15 protein-coding genes are annotated in these 18,155 nt (G+C 67.8%); 11 read left to right on the top strand and 4 right to left on the bottom strand.

The annotated features are described in order from the left end of the window. Positions 1-23 precede the first annotated feature (23 nt). The 3 genes from leuA (at position 24) to ACSFA2_RS21105 (ending at position 4,569) form a co-directional block, all read left to right on the top strand. Complete coding sequence (gene leuA, locus ACSFA2_RS21115; protein ID WP_435457292.1) at positions 24-1,721, top strand: 2-isopropylmalate synthase; 1,698 nt, start codon at positions 24-26, stop codon at positions 1,719-1,721. A gap of 37 nt (positions 1,722-1,758) precedes the next feature. After that, on the top strand, positions 1,759-3,297 hold the full coding sequence (locus tag ACSFA2_RS21110; RefSeq protein ID WP_435457291.1) for a 2-isopropylmalate synthase: 1,539 nt from the start codon (positions 1,759-1,761) through the stop codon (positions 3,295-3,297). A 114-nt stretch (positions 3,298-3,411) separates the two neighbouring features. Further along, positions 3,412-4,569, top strand: coding sequence for a serine hydrolase (locus tag ACSFA2_RS21105; protein WP_435457290.1), 1,158 nt, complete (start codon positions 3,412-3,414; stop codon positions 4,567-4,569). 126 nt (positions 4,570-4,695) lie between these two features. Here the strand turns inward: ACSFA2_RS21105 and ACSFA2_RS21100 are convergent, their stop codons facing one another. Genes ACSFA2_RS21100 through aat form a run of 3 tightly spaced genes read right to left on the bottom strand, consistent with a single transcriptional unit; the run spans position 4,696 to position 7,018 of the window. Further along, on the bottom strand, positions 4,696-5,490 hold the full coding sequence (locus tag ACSFA2_RS21100; RefSeq protein WP_435457289.1) for an IclR family transcriptional regulator: 795 nt from the start codon (positions 5,488-5,490) through the stop codon (positions 4,696-4,698). A 32-nt stretch (positions 5,491-5,522) separates the two neighbouring features. Beyond that, positions 5,523-6,269: an arginyltransferase gene (locus ACSFA2_RS21095; RefSeq protein ID WP_435457288.1), complete on the bottom strand. Its 747-nt coding sequence runs from the start codon at positions 6,267-6,269 to the stop codon at positions 5,523-5,525. Next, positions 6,266-7,018, bottom strand: coding sequence for a leucyl/phenylalanyl-tRNA--protein transferase (aat, locus tag ACSFA2_RS21090; RefSeq protein ID WP_435457287.1), 753 nt, complete (start codon positions 7,016-7,018; stop codon positions 6,266-6,268). The genes ACSFA2_RS21095 and aat overlap by 4 nt, the downstream gene beginning before the upstream one ends. A gap of 345 nt (positions 7,019-7,363) precedes the next feature. Between aat and tagF the strand changes: the two genes are divergently transcribed. The 3 genes from tagF to ACSFA2_RS21075 all read left to right on the top strand — a co-directional run bounded on the left by tagF (position 7,364) and on the right by ACSFA2_RS21075 (position 11,066). Continuing rightward, positions 7,364-8,110: a type VI secretion system-associated protein TagF gene (tagF, locus tag ACSFA2_RS21085; protein WP_435457286.1), complete on the top strand. Its 747-nt coding sequence runs from the start codon at positions 7,364-7,366 to the stop codon at positions 8,108-8,110. Further along, the gene (locus ACSFA2_RS21080; protein ID WP_435457285.1) at positions 8,107-8,604 is read left to right on the top strand and encodes an FHA domain-containing protein; all 498 of its coding nucleotides are present in this window, start codon (positions 8,107-8,109) and stop codon (positions 8,602-8,604) included. Before tagF ends, ACSFA2_RS21080 begins: the two co-directional genes overlap by 4 nt. A 122-nt stretch (positions 8,605-8,726) precedes the next feature. After that, positions 8,727-11,066, top strand: coding sequence for a xanthine dehydrogenase family protein molybdopterin-binding subunit (locus tag ACSFA2_RS21075; RefSeq protein ID WP_435457284.1), 2,340 nt, complete (start codon positions 8,727-8,729; stop codon positions 11,064-11,066). A gap of 6 nt (positions 11,067-11,072) precedes the next feature. Here the strand turns inward: ACSFA2_RS21075 and pobA are convergent, their stop codons facing one another. Next, the gene (gene pobA, locus ACSFA2_RS21070; protein WP_435457283.1) at positions 11,073-12,254 is read right to left on the bottom strand and encodes a 4-hydroxybenzoate 3-monooxygenase; all 1,182 of its coding nucleotides are present in this window, start codon (positions 12,252-12,254) and stop codon (positions 11,073-11,075) included. Positions 12,255-12,390: 136 nt separating this feature from the next. Here pobA and ACSFA2_RS21065 point away from each other — a divergent pair, with 136 nt between their 5' ends. The 5 genes from ACSFA2_RS21065 to ACSFA2_RS21045 all read left to right on the top strand — a co-directional run bounded on the left by ACSFA2_RS21065 (position 12,391) and on the right by ACSFA2_RS21045 (position 18,070). Continuing rightward, the gene (locus ACSFA2_RS21065; RefSeq protein WP_435457282.1) at positions 12,391-13,161 is read left to right on the top strand and encodes an IclR family transcriptional regulator domain-containing protein; all 771 of its coding nucleotides are present in this window, start codon (positions 12,391-12,393) and stop codon (positions 13,159-13,161) included. A 13-nt stretch (positions 13,162-13,174) separates the two neighbouring features. Continuing rightward, complete coding sequence (locus ACSFA2_RS21060) at positions 13,175-13,834, top strand: response regulator (RefSeq protein WP_435457281.1); 660 nt, start codon at positions 13,175-13,177, stop codon at positions 13,832-13,834. Between the two features lie 103 nt (positions 13,835-13,937). Further along, positions 13,938-15,290 (top strand): ATP-binding protein, encoded by a 1,353-nt coding sequence (locus tag ACSFA2_RS21055; RefSeq protein WP_435457280.1) that lies wholly within the window; start codon positions 13,938-13,940, stop codon positions 15,288-15,290. A 107-nt stretch (positions 15,291-15,397) separates the two neighbouring features. Next, positions 15,398-16,864, top strand: coding sequence for a DegQ family serine endoprotease (locus tag ACSFA2_RS21050; RefSeq protein WP_435457279.1), 1,467 nt, complete (start codon positions 15,398-15,400; stop codon positions 16,862-16,864). A 285-nt stretch (positions 16,865-17,149) separates the two neighbouring features. Beyond that, positions 17,150-18,070, top strand: a complete 921-nt coding sequence (locus ACSFA2_RS21045) for a LysR family transcriptional regulator (protein WP_435457278.1) — start codon at positions 17,150-17,152, stop codon at positions 18,068-18,070. The last annotated feature ends 85 nt before the right edge of the window (positions 18,071-18,155 follow it).

The following is an 18,155-nucleotide window of genomic DNA, read 5'->3' as shown; positions in this document are numbered from 1 at the left end:
CACCTACCACCGAAAGAATCGTCATGTTGAAGCAACCGCAAGCCAAGTACCGCGCATTCGCACCGATCGGCCTCAAGGACCGCACCTGGCCAGACGCCGTGCTGACGAAGGCCCCGATCTGGCTGTCGACGGACCTGCGCGACGGCAACCAGGCGCTCATCGAACCGATGGACCTCGACCGCAAGCTGCGCATGTTCGATCTGCTCGTGCGCATCGGTTTCAAGGAGATCGAGGTCGGCTTCCCGGCCGCATCGCAGGTGGAGTTCGATTTCCTGCGCAAGCTCATCGACGAAGACCGGATCCCCGACGACGTGACCATCCAGGTGATGACGCCGGCGCGCGAGGAACTCATCGCGCGCACCGTCGAATCGCTGCGCGGCGCGCGCAAAGCGATCGTCCATGTCTACAACGCGGTGGCGCCCGTATGGCGCGAAGTGGTCTTCGGCATGAGCGTGCCGGAGGTGATGGCGCTCATCGACCGCAGCGTCGGCCAGGTCAAGCGCCTGACCGATGCGCAGCCGGAAACCGAGTGGGTGCTCCAGTACTCGCCCGAGGTGTTCTGCATGACCGAGCTCGACGTGTCGTTGCAGGCTTGCGAGACGGCGATCGCCGCGTGGGGCGCAGGTCGGCCCATCATCCTCAACCTGCCCACCACGGTGGAAATCAGCACGCCCAATGGCTTCGCCGACCAGATCGAGTGGATGTGCCGCCGCTTCGCCGACCGCCCCAACGTGGTCGTGTCGGTGCACCCGCACAACGACCGCGGCACGGGCACCGCCTCTGCCGAGTTCGCATTAATGGCTGGTGCGCATCGCGTCGAAGGCTGCCTCTTCGGCAACGGCGAGCGCACCGGCAACCTCGACATCGTGAACGTCGCGCTCAACCTCTACGTGCAGGGCGTCACGCCGAACCTCGACTTCTCGGACATCGATGCGATCCGCGCCGAGGTGGAGCACTGCAACCAGCTGCCGGTGCATCCGCGCCATCCGTATGCGGGCGATCTGGTCTACACGTCGTTCTCGGGCTCGCACCAGGATGCGATCAAGAAGGCGTTCGCGATCCGCAAGGACGGCGATGTCTGGGCGATTCCGTACCTCCCGATCGACCCCAAGGACCTCGGCCGCAGCTACGAAGCCGTGATCCGCGTGAACAGCCAGTCGGGCAAGGGTGGCATGGCCTACCTGCTCGAAAGCGAATACGGCATCGAGATGCCGCGCCGCCTGCAGATCGAATTCATGCAGACCGTGCAGCACGTGATGGATGTCGCCGGCAAGGAGCTGAGCGCCGCCGACCTCTATGCCTTGTTCGAACGCGAATACGGCCTCAAGACCGTGCAGGCCCTGCAGCACCGCGTGATCGAGGAAGAGGGCGAAGGTGCCGCCGCATCGGTGCTGCTGCGCGGCGACCTGCCCTGGGACGACGAAATTCGTCGCATCGAAGGGCGTGGCAACGGCCCCATCGATGCCTTCATCCAGGCGCTGGCCGAGAGCACCGGGCACGCGATCCGCGTGATCGACTACCACCAGCACGCCATCGGTGCGGGCGCCGACGCGCAGGCTGTCGCCTATCTCGAGATGCGGGTCGACGACCGGCACACGCTGTTCGGCGTGGGCATCGACCCCAACATCGTCTCGGCCTCGCTCAAGGCGATCGTCTCGGGGCTGGCGCGTGCCCGGGCGCGCACCGCGCCCAGCGCACAATCCGACACCGTCGCGGCCTGAGCCGCAACAGCCCCACAAGGAAGACAAGGACCTCACGATGACCGACAAACTGATCATTTTCGACACCACCTTGCGCGACGGCGAGCAGTCGCCCGGCGCGTCCATGACCAAGGACGAGAAGCTGCGCATCGCCAAGCAGCTGGAGCGCCTGCGGGTCGACGTGATCGAGGCCGGTTTTCCCGCGAGTTCCAATGGCGATTTCGAAGCCGTGAAGCTGATCGCGAACACCATCAAGGACGCGACCATCTGCGGCCTGTCGCGTGCCAACGACCGCGATATCTCGCGCGCCGCCGAGGCGCTCAAGGGCGCGGCCAGCGGTCGCATCCACACCTTCATCGCCACCTCGCCGCTGCACATGGAGAAGAAGCTGCGGATGTCGCCCGACGAGGTGTTCGAGCAGGCGAAGCTGGCGGTGCGCTTCGCGCGCAACCAGGTGGCCGATGTCGAGTTCAGTCCGGAAGACGGCTACCGCAGCGACATGGACTTCCTGTGCCGCGTGCTCGAGGCGGTCATCAGCGAAGGCGCGACGACCATCAACGTGCCCGACACCGTCGGCTACGCCATCCCCGAGCTCTACGGCACCTTCATCAAGACGCTGCGCGAGCGCATCCCGAACAGCGACAAGGCGATCTGGTCGGTGCATTGCCACAACGACCTGGGCATGGCGGTGGCCAACTCGCTCGCGGGGGTGAAGATCGGCGGCGCGCGCCAGGTCGAGTGCACGATCAATGGCCTGGGCGAACGCGCCGGTAACTGCTCGCTCGAAGAGGTCGTGATGGCCGTGAAGACCCGCAAGGACTACTTCGGGCTCGAACTCGGCATCGACACGCAGCACATCCTGGCGGCCAGCCGCATGGTGAGCCAGACCACCGGCTTCGTGGTGCAGCCGAACAAGGCCGTGGTGGGCGCCAATGCCTTCGCGCATGCCTCCGGCATTCACCAGGACGGCGTGCTCAAGGCGCGCGACACCTACGAAATCATGCGGGCCGAGGACGTGGGCTGGGCCAACAACAAGATCGTGCTGGGCAAGCTGAGCGGCCGCAACGCCTTCAAGCAGCGCCTGCTCGAGCTGGGCGTGAGCATGCAGAGCGAAGCGGACATCAACACCGCCTTCGCCCGCTTCAAGGAGCTCGCGGACAGAAAGAGCGAGATTTTCGACGAGGACATCCTGGCGCTTGTCAGCGACGAGGAGGGTGCGAGCGTTGGTGACTTGTTTGGATTTGTATCCTTGTCCCAGCACAGCGAAACCGGCGAGCGGCCCCAGGCCCGTGTCGTATTCACCGTGCACGGCCAGGAAGTGACTGGCGAGTCGGACGGCAACGGTCCGGTGGACGCTTCGCTGAAGGCGATCGAGTCCCACGTGCGAAGTGGCGCCGAAATGGTGCTCTATTCGGTCAATGCCATCAGCGGATCGACCGAAAGTCAAGGCGAGGTTACGGTACGCTTGCAGAACGCCGGCCGCATCGTGAACGGCGTCGGGGCCGACCCGGACATCGTGGTGGCATCCGCCAAGGCTTATTTGAGTGCGCTCAACAAGTTACAGAGCCAAGCTGAGAGAGTGGCCGCACAAGGCTAGTTTCAGGCGATCCTTTTGCTTCGAATGAAGAAAGGCCCGCAAGTAACTGTTATTGCGTGCTTTTTTTGATTTCGATACACTGCGGACACCTTTTACGCCGCTGGAGAGTTCTGAATGCCTGAGGCCCGTCCTTACCGAGTTTCGCCCCAGCGGGTCCGTCAAGCTCTCCGTCTGATCGCTGCGACGCTGTGCGCTGTGGCCTTCATCGCCCCGGCCGCCCATGCCGCCGACGCCAAGCGACCCGTGGCGGCCAAGAAAAGCCAGCCTGCTGTGAATGCCAAGCGCAAGACCGCGCCGGTCGCGCAGCGCGCCTCCAGGGCAGACAACACCGAGAAAAGCGTGCGCGGTGGCAGGAATGTCGTCGCCACCATCCGCAAGAGCGGTGGCAAGACCGTTGTTGCGGTGCAACGCCGCTCGGTGGTCCGCGTGGAGCAACCGGCTCGCCTGTCCTATGGGCAGATGGCCGGCTTGCACAGCACCGACGATGCGCTCGACCTGAAGTCGAGCGCCGCGTTGGTCATCGACCAGGACACGCGTGAAGTGCTGTTCAGCAAGAACGACCATGCCGTGCTGCCGATCGCCTCGCTCACCAAGCTGATGACGGGTCTGCTGATCAGCGAAGCGCAACTGCCGATGGATGAACTGCTGACCATCACCCAGGATGACGTCGACACCGAGAAGGGCAGCAGCTCGCGGCTGCGCATCGGCGCCACGCTGTCGCGCGGCGAACTGCTGCACCTGGCCCTGATGTCCAGCGAGAACCGCGCCGCCCATGCGTTGGGCCGCACCTTCCCGGGCGGGCTGGCCACCTTCGTCAGCATGATGAACGCCAAGGCCAAGCTGCTCGGCATGAAGGACACGCGCTATGTCGAGCCCACCGGCTTGTCGAGCCACAACCAATCCAGCGCGCAGGATCTGGCGCTGCTGGTGAATGCCGCTTCGGGCAACGCGACCGTGCGTGAGCTGTCGACTTCGCCGGCTTACCAGGTCGAGGTCGGCAACCGGGTGCTGCAGTACAACACCACCAACCGCCTCGTGAAGAGCCCGGATTGGCAGATCGGCCTGCAAAAGACCGGCTACATCTCCGAAGCCGGCCAGTGTCTCGTGATGCAGGCCCGCATCGCGGGCCGCAAGGTGATCATGGTGTTCCTGGATTCCGCCGGCAAGTTCAGCCGGATCGCCGACGCCGAGCGTGTGCGCCGTTGGGTCGAGGCCTCGCACCTGATGTCGCCCACGCTGCAGGCCGCCTCGCAGCACGCCGCCGGCGACTAGGCTTTCCCCCAGGCTTCGCGCACTTCGTGTCGCTTCGCCAACCCCCTTCCGGGGGCGACACCTGCGGCCCGGCGGAGCCGGTTCCACGGTGTCTCTGGCTTGGAGAGGAGCGCGCCGCCGGTGCCTCTAGGTGGCGGCGGGGGCGCTCTGGTTGTAGCCCAGCGCGCTGGAGATCTCGCTGGCGGTGGCTTGCAGCTTGGGCAGCCAGCCCTCGTCCAGCCGATCGGCCGGCGCCGAGATCGACAGGCCGGCCACCAGCTTGCTCTGGTCGTCGTAGATGCCGGCCGCCATGCAGCGCACCCCCAGCTCCAGTTCCTCGTTGTCGCGCGCGATGCCGTACTGGCGCGCCTTGGAGAGCTCGCGCTCCAGCATCGGCAACTGCGTGATGCTGTTGCGCGTGTGGCCGGCGAGCCCGGTGCGGGTCGCGTAGCTGCGCACGCGCTGCGGGTCGTCGGCGGCGAGGAAGAGCTTGCCGGTCGACGTGAGATGCAGGGGGGCTCGTCCGCCGATGGCGCGCACCACCTGCATGCCCGAGCGCTCGCTGTAGGCCCGCTCGATGTACACGATCTCGTCGCCCTGGCGCATGCTGAGGTTGACCGGCTGCTGCGTCAGCTTGTGCAGCTCACGCATCGGCGCCAGCGCGGCGTCGCGAACGTTCAGACGCCCCTTCACGAGGTTGCCCAGTTCCAGCAGCCGCATGCCCAGCCGGTAGCTGCCGGCCTCCGGCCGGTCGACGAAGCGGCCGACTGCGAGGTCGTTGAGGATCCGGTGCGTGGTGGACGGGTGCAGCCCCGTCTTTTCACTGATCTCTTTCAGCGAGATCGCTTCCTCTCGCGAGGCCAGCACGTCGATCAGCGAGAACATGCGCTCGATGACTTGAATGACCGGCGTGGCAGGGACGTCTGACTGTGGTTTTCTCATGGGCGCAACGCGGTGATGTCCGGGTTGCGATTTTACCTTGTGAAATCGGGAGTCTGCCAGCGCCCGTCGATCAGCAGTTCGTGCGGGGTGTAACGCGCCTTGTAGCTCATCTTGGGGCTGGCCTCGATCCAGTAGCCGAGGTAGACGTAGGGCAGGCCGAGCTGGCGCGCCTGCGCGATCTGCCACAGCACGCCGTGGTTGCCGTAGGCGGTGCCTTCCTCCGGCTCGTAGAAGGTGTAAACCGCCGAGATGCCGTCGTCGAGCACGTCGAGGATCGACACCATCTTGAGCGGGCCGGCGCTGCCGTCCGGCAACGTTTCGCGGAACTCGACCAGGCGCGAGTTCACCCGGCTCTGCAGCAGGAACTGGGTGTACTGGTCGATGCTGTCGTGGTCCATGCCGCCGCCGGCATGGCGGCCGTTCTGGTAGCGCAGGTACAACTGGTAGTGCTCTGGCATGAAGCACAGCTTGAGCACGCGCACCTGCAGGTCCGCGTGCTGCTTCACGGCGCGGCGCTGGCTGCGGTTGGGTTGGAAGTCGTTGACCCGCACGCGCAGCGGCACGCAGGCGCTGCAGCCATCGCAGTAGGGGCGGTACGTGAACATCCCGCTGCGCCGGAAGCCGTTGCGCACCAGGTCGGAGTAGGCGTCGTTGTGGATCAGGTGGCTCGGCGTCGCGACCTGCGAACGCGCCTGCCGGTCCGGCAGGTAGCTGCAGGGGTAGGGCGCCGTTGCATAGAACTGCAACGTGTGGAGCGGGAGTTCCTTGAGGTGCGTCACGTCGTCGAAGAAGGTCGCGCAGGCAGGAGTTCGGTCCAGTATACGGGCTCGAAATGCCATGAAGGGGCAGGCTCTTCGCGCGCCCGTGCAACGTGCGCGACGAAGCGTTCGCGCGGCATTTCGCTGGCGCCCAGGCTCGCGAGGTGGGCGGTGTTCTGCTGGCAGTCGATCAGCTGCACGCCATGGCGGCGGCACAGGCACACGAGCGCGGCCAGCGCGATCTTCGATGCGTCGGTGCGGCGCGCGAACATCGACTCGCCGAACACGGCGCGCCCGATCGCCACGCAGTAGAGCCCGCCGACCAGCTCGCCGTCGATCCAGGTCTCGACACTGTGCGCATGGCCGGCCCGGTGCAGCGCGCCGTAGGCCTCGACCATGGGCGGCACGATCCAGGTGCCCGACTGTCCGTCGCGCGGTGCGACCGAGCAGGCGCGGATCACGGTGTCGAAGCCGTGGTCGATGCGGATCTCGCAGCGCGGGTCGTCGCGGAAGGCCTGCAGCACCTTGCGCAGCGACCGGTGCAGCCGGAACGCAGCCGGTGCCAGCGTCATGCGCGGGTCGGGGCTCCACCACAGGATCGGCTGGTCGTCGCTGAACCAGGGAAAGATCGCGTGGCGATAGGCATCGAGCAGGGTGGGCACGTCGAGCGCGCCGCCAGCGGCCAGCAGGCCCGGCACGGGGTCGTGGGTGCCCCAGGCCTCGGCCGGGGCCGGCAGGAGGTCACCGGGCGCAAGCCAGGGCAGATTCATGGCGAAGACCTTGGCGAGTGCTGCCCGACTGACCGGGCGAGGAACGGTCGAAAACGAAGGTAAGACAAAGGTGTTGTATTAACAGTCTGTCGACGATGTGACAAGTATTCTGACGTTTGAGGGTCACGCCTTCAGGAGGACTTCTTCACGAAATGACCGGTTGTGGAAGGCCCGTCACCGTCCGGGGGCTCGGCGGCGCCCGCGTCACCGGCAGGCCGCGCAAGAATAGCGGCACAAGAACGGCTCAAGGGGGAAAAGTGACCATGCGAAATAGAACCGTGGCGAGATACCTTGCCAGAGGGTGTGCCGCGACGCCCTGCAGGCGCGGCGCGTGAGGAGCCGGCCATGCTGCAGCGACTGCTCGCCGCGTCGTCGATCACGGCGCCCGCCATCTGGGGCAAGCTGCCCGCGCATGCCGATTTCGTCGGCAGCGGCTTGAGTACGTCGCATCGTGATGCCTGGCGCGAATGGCTCGAGGCGCAGGGTGAGGGGGTTGTCGCTGCCGATGGCGCCGACGACACCCGGGCCTTGCCCACGGCCTTCGTCCTTTCTCCCGGGGCCTTGCCCTTCGCGCCGCATCGTTTCGTCGTCGGTGTCGTGGCGGCTTCGTTCGATCGGTTCGGCCGGCCTTATCCGCTCGTGATCTACCACGAGGCCCATCCGCGTTGGGTCGCGTGCCACTTCCGGCGCCAGGCCCAAGACCCGAACGACTGGTTCTTCTGGCTGGCCCGCACCGTCACCCGCCATGGCAGCCTGCGCGACGCCGCAGACATTCGCACCTTGGAGCGGATGGTCAACGCGCTGTGGCGCCTGCACGCGCCGACCTGGCTCGAACTCGCGACCTCCGGTCGTCATGGCGTACCCGCACCGACGCGCGGCCGGGTGCAGGCATTGCTTGACCGGATGGCCGGTCCCGTGCGGCAGGACGACCCGGGGCGTCGGTTCCGGGGGGTGCGCCACTTGCCGTGGACCGACTGGCCGCAGCGGCTTCGCCATATGTCGGGTGAATGCGCCTTCTGGCAGCAGGACTCCCGTGGCCGCTATGTGAATGCATCGGATCGCCTCGATACGCTGTGGGGTGGGTTGTCGTGACACCATGGCAGGGCGGCAAGGACGATGCAGCCAGCGGACCGCCGCTGGTGCTGCGGCTGGTCCGCAGCCGCGGGCTGCCCCGCACCGGCGCCTTCGCCGTTCCACCGGGAGGCGCCGGCCTGGCGGCAGCATTGAATCTGGGGGGGGCGCCGCTGAGCCCGCTCGACAGCGAAGACGCCGACCGATGCTTCATTGCGCGCGTCGACGGTCAATGGATGCTCAGCAATCAGAGCCATTCATGGGTCTGCGCGCTGAACGGCCAGCGCATCGGCGTGGGCAAGCGGCCGGCGCTGTTCGATGGCGACGTGCTCGAACTCGGGCTGCTGCGCTTCGAGGTCGACGCCATGCACGGTGCTGGCCACGGCATCGCCGAGGCCGCGCCGCCACCATGGATGCGTTTGGGAGAGCGCGATCCTCTCCCTCATGCGGCGGACGAGACCATCGCCGAATTCGACCTGCGGCATCGAGCCCGTCCGTCTGATTCCACCTGGTAGCGACGGCGTGTCGCGTCGGCCGCTGCAACGTCGGCGGTCAACCCGTATAGTGGCCGCTCGACAACCTCCCGCGCTGCTCCGTGGCCGACCCGGCCGGCGCGCGCGTCTAGCAGGACTCTCGCGTGGACCACGACACAACAACCCCCGATCCCCTTCGTTTCGGCAGCGGCCAGGCCGTTCGCCGACTGGAAGACCAGGCCCTTCTCTCCGGCGCCGGCCGCTACACGGACGACATGCAGCCCGCGGGGCTCACGCACCTGATCTTTGTCCGCTCGCCGTACCCGCATGCACGCATCGTCTCGGTCGATGCGTCGTCTGCGCTCGGGATGCCTGGCGTTGTCGGCATCCTGAGCGGCGCTGACCTCGATGCAGCGGGCGTCAAGCCGATGCCCGGCACCGCGGGCTTCAAACGGCCCGACGGTGGGCCCGGCGTGTCGCCGCCGCGGCGCGCGCTGGCGCACGAACGTGTGCGATTCGTCGGCGAAGCGGTGGTCGCGGTGGTCGCCGAAACGGTCGAGCAGGCGCGCAATGCGGCCGAGGCCGTGTTCGTGGACTACGAGGAGCTGCCGATGGTGGTCGACCTCGCAGCCGCGGCGGCGCCGGGCGCACCGCAGATCCTCGACGAGGCGCAGGGCAACATCGCCGCGGAAGCGCGCCACGGCAGCGCCGACGCCACGAGCGCCGCCTTCGCGCAGGCCAAGCACGTGGTCGCGCTCGACATCGTCAACCAGCGCCTGGTGGCGCTCACCATCGAACCGCGCGTGGTGCTGGCCGACATCGAGGCGGGCACGGGCCGCCTCAGCATCCGCATGAGCACGCAGATGCCTTCGGGGGTGCGCAACTCGGTGTGCGATGCCATCGGCCTGCCGAAGGAGCAGGTGCGCGTGGTGGTCGGCGATGTCGGCGGCGGCTTCGGCATGAAGACCGGCGCCTACCCGGAAGACATCGCGGTCGCGTACTGCACGCATGTGCTCCAGCGGCCCGTCAAGTGGGTGGCCGACCGCAGCGAGGAATTTCTCTCGTCGGCGCACGGCCGCGACGTCGCGTCGCATGCCGAACTGGCGCTCGATGCCGACGGCAAGATCCTCGCGCTGCGCATCCATACGCTGGCCAACGTCGGCGCGTACGCGACCGGCACCGGCGTCGCGATCCAGCTGCTGATCGGGCCCTGGGTGCAGACCAGCGTCTACGACATCCGCACCGTCGACTTCCACTTTCAGGCGGTGCTCACCAACTGCGCACCGACCGGTGCCTACCGCGGCGCTGGCCGGCCCGAAGCCATCTTCCTGATGGAACGCCTGATGGACGAGGCGGCCCGCCAGACCGGCATCGACCGCGTCGAACTTCGGCGCCGCAACTTCATCCGGCCCGAACAGATGCCCTACACCAACCCGATGAAGCAGGTGTACGACACCGGCCAGTTCGAGAAGGTGATGGACCAGGGGCTGGCGCTGGCCGACTGGTCGGGCTTCGAGGCGCGCGCCGCGCAGTCGAAGGCACAAGGCAAGCTGCGCGGCCTCGGCATCGCGACCTTCCTCGAATGGACCGGCGGCAACGTCTTCGAGGAACGCGTCACCGTGGCCGTGAAGCCCGATGGCTTCATCGAGGTGTTTTCTGCGGTGAACGCGATGGGGCAGGGCATTGCGACCTCGCTGGCGCAATTGGCGGTCGATGTCTTCGGCGTGCCGATCGAGAAGGTGCGCGTGATCCTGGGCGACACCGACCGGGGCGACGGCTTCGGCAGCGCCGGTTCGCGCTCGCTCTTCACCGGCGGCTCGGCCGTGCGGGTGGGCGCGGAGCGCACCATCGACCAGGCGCGACAGCTGGCGGCGAAGGAATTCGAAGCCGCCGCCGACGACGTGCGCTACGCCGAAGGCAGCTTCACGGTGGCCGGCACCGACCTGAAGCTCGGCCTGTTCGAGCTGGCCGGCAAGCAGCCCGACGGGCAGATCTTCGTCGACTCGACCAGCACCGTGAGCGGCCCGACCTGGCCGAACGGTTGCCACATCTGCGAGGTCGAGGTCGATGCACCGACCGGCGAGGTGACCGTGGTGGCCTACAGCTCGGTCAACGACGTCGGCCGCGTGGTTAACCCGATGATCGTGCGCGGTCAGCTCGACGGCGGCGCGGTGCAGGGCATCGGCCAGGCGCTGTACGAGCGCGTGGTGTACGACAGCGAAACCGGCCAGCCTGTGACCGGCAGCCTGATGGACTACGCGGTGCCGCGCGCCGATGTGTCGGAGGTGATGTTCCGCACCGAGATGGACGAGTCGACGCCTTGCAAGAACAACCCCTTGGGCGTGAAGGGCGTGGGCGAACTCGGCACCATCGGCGCGACACCGGCCATCGTCAATGCGGTGGCCGATGCCTTCGCCCGGGCCGGCCTCGCTGCGCAGGCGCCGAAGCTGCAGATGCCGCTGAGTTCGGCGCGCGTCTGGCAGGCGCTGCAGGCCGCCGACTGAGCGGCCTCAGAAGTCCTCGAGCGGCAGGCCGACGTAATTCTCGGCCAGCGACGTCGAGGCAGCCGGCGAGTGCACCAGGTAGTCGAGCTCGGCCTCCTGGATCTTCTGGCCGAACTCGCCGGTGTCCGGGAAGCGGTGCATCAGCGAGGTGAACCACCACGAGAAGCGCTCGGCCTTCCACACGCGGCGCAGGCACAGGTCGGAATAGCGGTCGAGCGCCGATGGCGAATGCTCGCCATAGAAAATCTCCAGCGCGCGCGACAGGTAGCCCACGTCGGCAGCCGCCAGATTCAGCCCCTTGGCGCCGGTCGGCGGCACGATGTGCGCCGCGTCGCCCGCCAGGAAGAGGCTGCCGAAGCGCAGCGGCTCGGCCACGAAGCTGCGCAGCGGTGCGATGCTTTTTTCCAGCGACGGCCCGGTCACCAGGCGCTCACGCGCTTCCGGGTCGAGGCGCGCGCGCAGTTCGTTCCAGAAGGCCTCGTCGCTCCAGCGCTCGACGCGCTCGTCGACCGGCACCTGCACGTAGTAGCGGCTGCGCGTCGTGCTGCGCATGCTGCACAGCGCAAAGCCGCGCGCCGTGTTGGCGTAGATGAGTTCTTCCGACACCGGCGGCACGTCGGCCAGCACGCCCAGCCAGCCGAAGGGATAGACCTTCTCGTACAGCCGCAGCGCCGACGCCGGCACGCTGGCCCGGCTCACGCCGTGGAAGCCATCGCAGCCGGCGATGAAGTCGCAATCGATCTCGTGCGCGACATCGCCCTGCAGGAAGCAGACACGCGGCTGCGTGCTGTCGAAGTCGTGCAGCGCGACGCGGTCTGCGTTGTAGAACGTGCGCAGGCCCGCCGCTTCGCGTGCCGCCATCAGGTCGCGTGTCACCTCGGTCTGGCCATACACCGTCACGCGGCGACCGTCGGTCAGACCGTGCAGATCGATGCGATGGCGCGCCCCCTGGAACAGCAATTCGATGCCGTCGTGCGGCAGGCCTTCGGCGTGCGCGCGCATGTCGACGCGGGCCCGCGCCAGCAGGTCCATCGTGACCTGCTCGAGCACGCCGGCGCGGATGCGGCCCAGCACATAGTCGGCGCTCTGTCGCTCGACGATCACGTTGTCGATGCCGGCCTCGTGCAGCAACTGGCCCAGCAGCAGGCCGGCCGGGCCCGCGCCGATGATGGCGACTTGGGTGCGCATGGGGTTGTCTCCTGAAACTCGCGAACTCGCAGCGACAGCGTAGGGCGCGCGGCAGGCGGAGCATCGCCGCGCAGGGCGCCAGTGTGCGATGCGCCGAACGGCTGTGCGATGATCGCGCAGCAACCGGCTGCCTCCCATGACCATCGCCAAACCCGACTTCATCGAAGGCATCGCCAAGGGCATGGCGGTGCTCGAGAGCTTCGACACCGAGCGGCAGCGCCTGAACGCCACACAGGCCGCCGAGCGCGCCGGCCTCACGCGCGCGGCGGCGCGGCGCCACCTGCTCACGCTGGCACACCTGGGCTACCTCGACACCGATGGCAGTTCGTTCTGGATGTCGCCCAAGGTGCTGCGCTTCTCGGGCAGCTACTTCGCATCGTCGCGCCTGCCGCGGGCGTTGCAACCCACGCTCAACCGCCTGGCGGCGCAGACGCAGGAGTCCTTCTCGGCCGTCGTGCTCGACGGCGAAGAGGCGGTGATCGTCGCGCGCAGCGTGGCCTTCGGCGCGCCCGCGCGCGTGCTGGCCTACGGCCTGCACCTGGGCGCGCGGCTGCCCGCCCATGCCACGTCGACCGGCCGCATGCTGCTCTCGGCCCTGAGCAGCGCGGAGCTCGCGCAATGGCTCAAGGGGCGCACGCTGGCGCGGCTCACCCCGCACACCGTGACGCAGACCACCGTGCTGCGGCGACGCCTGGCGCAGGTGCGCAAGGACGACCATTGCATTGCGAACGAAGAACACGAGCTCGGCGTGCAGGCGCTCGCGGTGCCGCTGCGCGACATGCGCGGGCGCACGGTCGCGGCGCTCAACGTCGTGCTGTCCGGTGCGCACCGCAGCGACGATGCGCTGCGACGCGACCTGCTGCCGCTGCTGTACGAAGCCGCACGCGAAGTGCGTGCCCTTCTTTGAGATTGGGATCCCCATGCGACTGCTGCTGCTCGAAGACGACGTGATGATCGGCGAAGCCGTGCTCGACCTGCTGCGGGCCGAGCAGTACGCCGTCGACTGGGTGAAGGACGGCGAAGCTGCCGAGAGTGCCTTGCGCGCCCAGCAGTACGACCTGGTGCTGCTCGACCTGGGCGTGCCCAAGCGCGACGGGCTCGAAGTGCTGCGCGGCCTGCGCGCGCGCAAGCAGCGCATGCCGGTGCTGATCGCCACCGCGCGCGATTCGGTGCAGCAGCGCATCGAAGGGCTCGACGCCGGGGCCGACGACTACGTGCTCAAGCCCTACGACCTCGACGAACTGCTGGCACGCATCCGCGCCTTGCTGCGCCGCGCCGCGGGCCGGGCCGAGCCGGTGTACGAGCACCTGGGCGTGAGCATCAACCCCGGCACGCGCGAAGCGTCGGTCAACGGCCAGCCGGTGATCCTCTCGGCACGCGAGTGGGCGGTGCTCGAGCCGCTCATCGCCCGGCCCGGCCTGGTGCTGTCGCGCGCGCAGATCGAGGAGAAGCTCTACAGCTGGAAGGACGAGATCAGCAGCAACGCGATCGAGGTGTACATCCACGGCCTGCGCAAGAAACTGGGGGCCGACTTCATCCGCAACGTGCGGGGCGTGGGCTACATGATCCCGAAACTATGACTCACCCCCAGGCTGCGCGCACTTCGTGTCGCTTCGCCCACCCCCTTCCGGGGGCGACGCCTACGGCCCGGCAGAGCCGGTTCCGTGTCGTCCCACGAAGGGAATGCGCTTGAAAAGCTTCATCCCATCGCTGACCGGCTCGCTGCGCGCGCGCCTGCTGCTGTTCCTGCTGGCCGCCATCGTGCTCGCTGCGGGCGCGCAAGCCTTCGTCGCCTACCGCACGGTGCTGAACGAAGCCGACGAGATCTTCGACTACCACATGCAGCAGATGGCGATGTCGCTGCGTTCCGGTTTGCCGCCGAGTTCGGCGGTCGGCGGCATCGGCGGGGCCGAGCAGAATTTCGAGTTCGTCGTGCAGGTGTGGACCGCCGACGGCGTGCGCATCTTCGAGTCGGCCGAGCAGGCCGCGCTGCCGCAGATCGCGGTGCTGGGGTTTGCCGACGTGCGCGCGCGCGGCACGACCTACCGCGTGTTCTCGATGCAGACGCGCAGCCTGGTGATCCAGGTCGCGCAGGACATGGCGGTGCGCCGGCAGATGGCGCGGGCGCTGGCCGTGCGCACGGTCATGCCGGTTGCCTTGATGGCGCCCATCCTGATGCTGGTCGTGTGGTGGGTCGTCAGCCGGTCGCTCGCGCCGGTGGCCCGGGTGCGGCGCCAGGTGGCCGCGCGCCAGGCCAACGACCTGTCGCCGGTCGGCGAAGAGGGCCTGCCCGACGAGGTGCGACCGCTGGTGCAGGAACTCAACCTGCTGTTCGAGCGCGTGCGCCACGCCTTCGAAGCGCAGAAGCATTTCGTGGCCGATGCCGCGCACGAACTGCGCTCGCCGCTCGCGGCGCTCAAGTTGCAGGTGCAGGGCCTGCAGCGCGCGAACGACGAGGCCACGCGCACGCTGGCCACCGGCCGGCTGGCCGCCGGCATCGACCGCGCGACCCAGCTGGTCGAGCAGATGCTCGCGCTCGCGCGGCACGAGGCCAGCGTGGCGGCGGGCGCGGTCGCCGAGCCGGTCGACCTGCCTGAACTCGCACGGCTCGCCGTGTCCGACGTCGTGGCTGCGGCCCAGGCGCGGCGCATCGACATCGGCCTCGACCAGGCCGATGCGGCGGTCGTGCAGGGCCACCCCGAGGCGCTGCGCATGCTGCTGCGCAACCTGCTGGACAACGCCATCAAGTACACGCCCGAAGGCGGGCGCGTCGACCTGCGCATCGCGGCCGGCGACAGCGGTGTCGACGTGCAGGTCGACGACAGCGGCCCCGGCCTGCCGGTGGAGGAGCGCGAGCGCGTGCTCGATCGCTTCTACCGCGCCGGCCAGACGCAGACCGCGCAGGCGCCCGGCAGCGGGCTGGGCCTGGCGATCGTCAAGTCGATCGCCGACCTGCACGGTGCCACCGTCGCGCTCGGTGCGTCGGAACGGCTCGGCGGCCTGCGCGTCGTCGTGCACTTTCCGCGCGGCCGCTGAGCCCCACGTCGCGTTCGCCGCGACGCTGCCTGTTTAAGCGCGGCCTAAGTCTGGGCGCGCACATTCCTTTCATCGTGTTTCATCCCACACCCTCGAAAGGAATCTCCATGAACACCCGACTGACTTCGACCAAGGGCCTCGTGCTGGCGCTGGCGTCCGCCGGCGTGATCGGCGCGGTGGGCACTGGTGCGTACACCAGCGCGCGCGCCGTGGCGCCTGCACCGGTCGCGACGGCCGCTGCCGCGCCGCTGGTGACGATGCCCGACTTCTCCACCATCACCTCGCGCGACGGCCCGGCGGTGGTGAACATCAGCGTCACCGGCACCACCAAGACCTCGTTCGACGGTGCCGCCGGCATGGACCCGGACGACCCGATGGCCGAGTTCTTCCGCCGTTTCGGCGGTGGCCAGATGGGCCCGCGCGGCCGGCAGCAGGAACGCGAAGTGCCCACGCGCGGCCAGGGCTCGGGCTTCATCGTGAGCGCCGACGGCACCATCCTCACCAACGCCCACGTGGTGAAGGACGCAAAGGAAGTCACCGTCAAGCTGACCGACCGCCGCGAGTTCCGCGCCAAGGTGCTGGGCGCCGACGAGAAGACCGACATCGCGGTGCTCAAGATCGACGCGAAGAACCTGCCGACCGTCGCGCTCGGCAGCACCAAGGACCTGAAGGTCGGCGAATGGGTGCTCGCCATCGGCTCGCCCTTCGGTTTCGAGAACACCGTGACCGCCGGCGTGGTGAGCGCCAAGGGTCGCTCGCTGCCGGACGACAGCTACGTGCCCTTCATCCAGACCGACGTGGCGATCAACCCCGGCAATTCGGGCGGCCCGCTGCTCAACACGCGCGGCGAGGTGGTGGGCATCAACTCGCAGATCTACACGCGCAGCGGCGGCTACCAGGGCGTGTCCTTCGCGATCCCGATCGACGTGGCGGTGCAGATCAAGGACCAGATCGTTGCCACCGGCAAGGCCAGCCACGCGCGCCTGGGCGTCGCGGTGCAGGAGGTGAACCAGGCCTTCGCCGACTCCTTCAAGCTCGACAAGCCCGAAGGCGCGCTGGTGTCGAACGTCGAAAAGGGCAGCCCCGGCGACAAGGCCGGACTGCGCTCGGGCGACGTGATCCGTGCGGTCGATGGGCAGCCCATCGTGTCCTCGGGCGACCTGCCGGCCGTCATCGGCCAGCGCAAGCCGGGCAGCCAGGTCACCTTGGACGTGTGGCGCCAGGGCGCGCGCGAGCAGATCACCGCCAAGCTCGGCGACGCGTCGGAAAAGAGCAGTGTGGTCGCCAAGAACGACGAGGCGACCGGCAAGGGCAAGCTCGGCCTCGCCTTGCGCCCGCTGCAGCCGCAGGAGAAGCGCGAAGCGGAAGTCGAGAGCGGGCTGCTGATCGAAGATGCCGGCGGCCCCTCGGCCCTGGCGGGTGTCCAGCCGGGCGACGTGCTGCTGGCCATCAACGGCACGCCCGCCCAGAGCGTCGAGCAGGTGCGCGAGGTGGCAGCCAAGGCCGGCAAATCGGTGGCGCTGCTCATTCAGCGTGGCGGCGATCGGATCTTCGTGCCGGTGCGTATCGGCTGACCATTTGCCGTCAGCGCCGATTCCGGCAGAGCCCGCCCTTCTTTCTGGAGGGCGGGTTTTTTTATGGCTTGGCCGCAGCGTTAACCAGTACACAAAATAACGATCTATTCCTGACAAATCAGACAATGTTATTTTTATCGCGTGCATCAAGAGACAAATGTGTTGAGAATGCAAGCATCGTGAGCCCGGAACGCCGACGTCGAAAACGACGCGGACCAATGGGGGTGGCGCGGCCCTGGGAGGGGGCGCGTTGCAAGGGCTCCATGACGGTGAATAAGAAGATCCATGAAAGACTTTTCACTTGCCGACGTGCGCCTCTTCATCAAGGCCGTCGAATTGGGCGGATTGACGCTTGCCGCCGATGTGCTGGATGTCCCGAAGGCCTCCGCGTCCCGCCAACTGCAGCGTCTGGAGGCCAGCGTCGGCCATGTGCTGCTGCACCGGGGCTCGGCCCGGTTCGCATTGACCGAAGAAGGGCGCCAGTTCTTCGAGACGGCGGTCGACATGCTGCGTGCGGTCGATCGGGCGATGTCGAGCCTTTATGCCGACGAACGCGCCCTGACCGGCCGCCTGCGCATTGCCGCACCGACCTATGCGGGCCGCCAACTCCTGGCCGCGCATCTGCCGGATTTCATGCTCGCACACCCGCAGTTGCAGCTGTCGCTCGAGCTGGGCAACGGCCATGTCGACCTTTTCCGCGATGAGGCGGATGTGGTGCTGCGGCTCGGGCGCGAGGGCTGCGAGGAACTGGTGGCCCGGCGACTGGCCACCGTACCCATGCTGCTGTGCGCCTCGCCTGCCTATCTGGGGCGCAACAACGCGATCCTCACCCTGTCCGACCTGGCGGGCCACGCCTTCCTGACCGGCGGCGCGCACCGGCGCGTGGGCGAGATGACCGTGCACACGGTGGGCCAGCCGCGCAGCGTGGCCGCCGCGACGGTCCTGCATTGCAACGACCCGGAACTGCTGCTGGCGCTGGCGCGCGCCGACCGCGGCATCGCCTTGGTGCCCACCGCCCTGGCCGCGGTGGCGCTGGAAAAGGGTGAACTGCTGGCCGTGCTGCCGTTCGTTCCTCTGATGGATGAAGAGATCAACCTGGTCTTTCTCCCGGGGCGTCGCAATTCCAGAAAGATCAGGACATTCGTCGAATACCTTCTGGATGCAACAGAGGCCGAACGGCCCGCCGGCATCCACCAAGTCTCTTAATTGTCACCCAATTGATTCTTGGCGACGGATTCGGTGGGAAGGCGCATTCGCCGCCCGGGTTGTCGGAAATGGAACTGCCGGTACC

Source organism: Variovorax cryoconiti, assembly GCF_051216395.1.
In the GTDB taxonomy this organism is placed as follows: Bacteria; Pseudomonadota; Gammaproteobacteria; order Burkholderiales; family Burkholderiaceae_C; genus Variovorax.
This window is presented reverse-complemented; position numbering and strand designations above follow the sequence as displayed.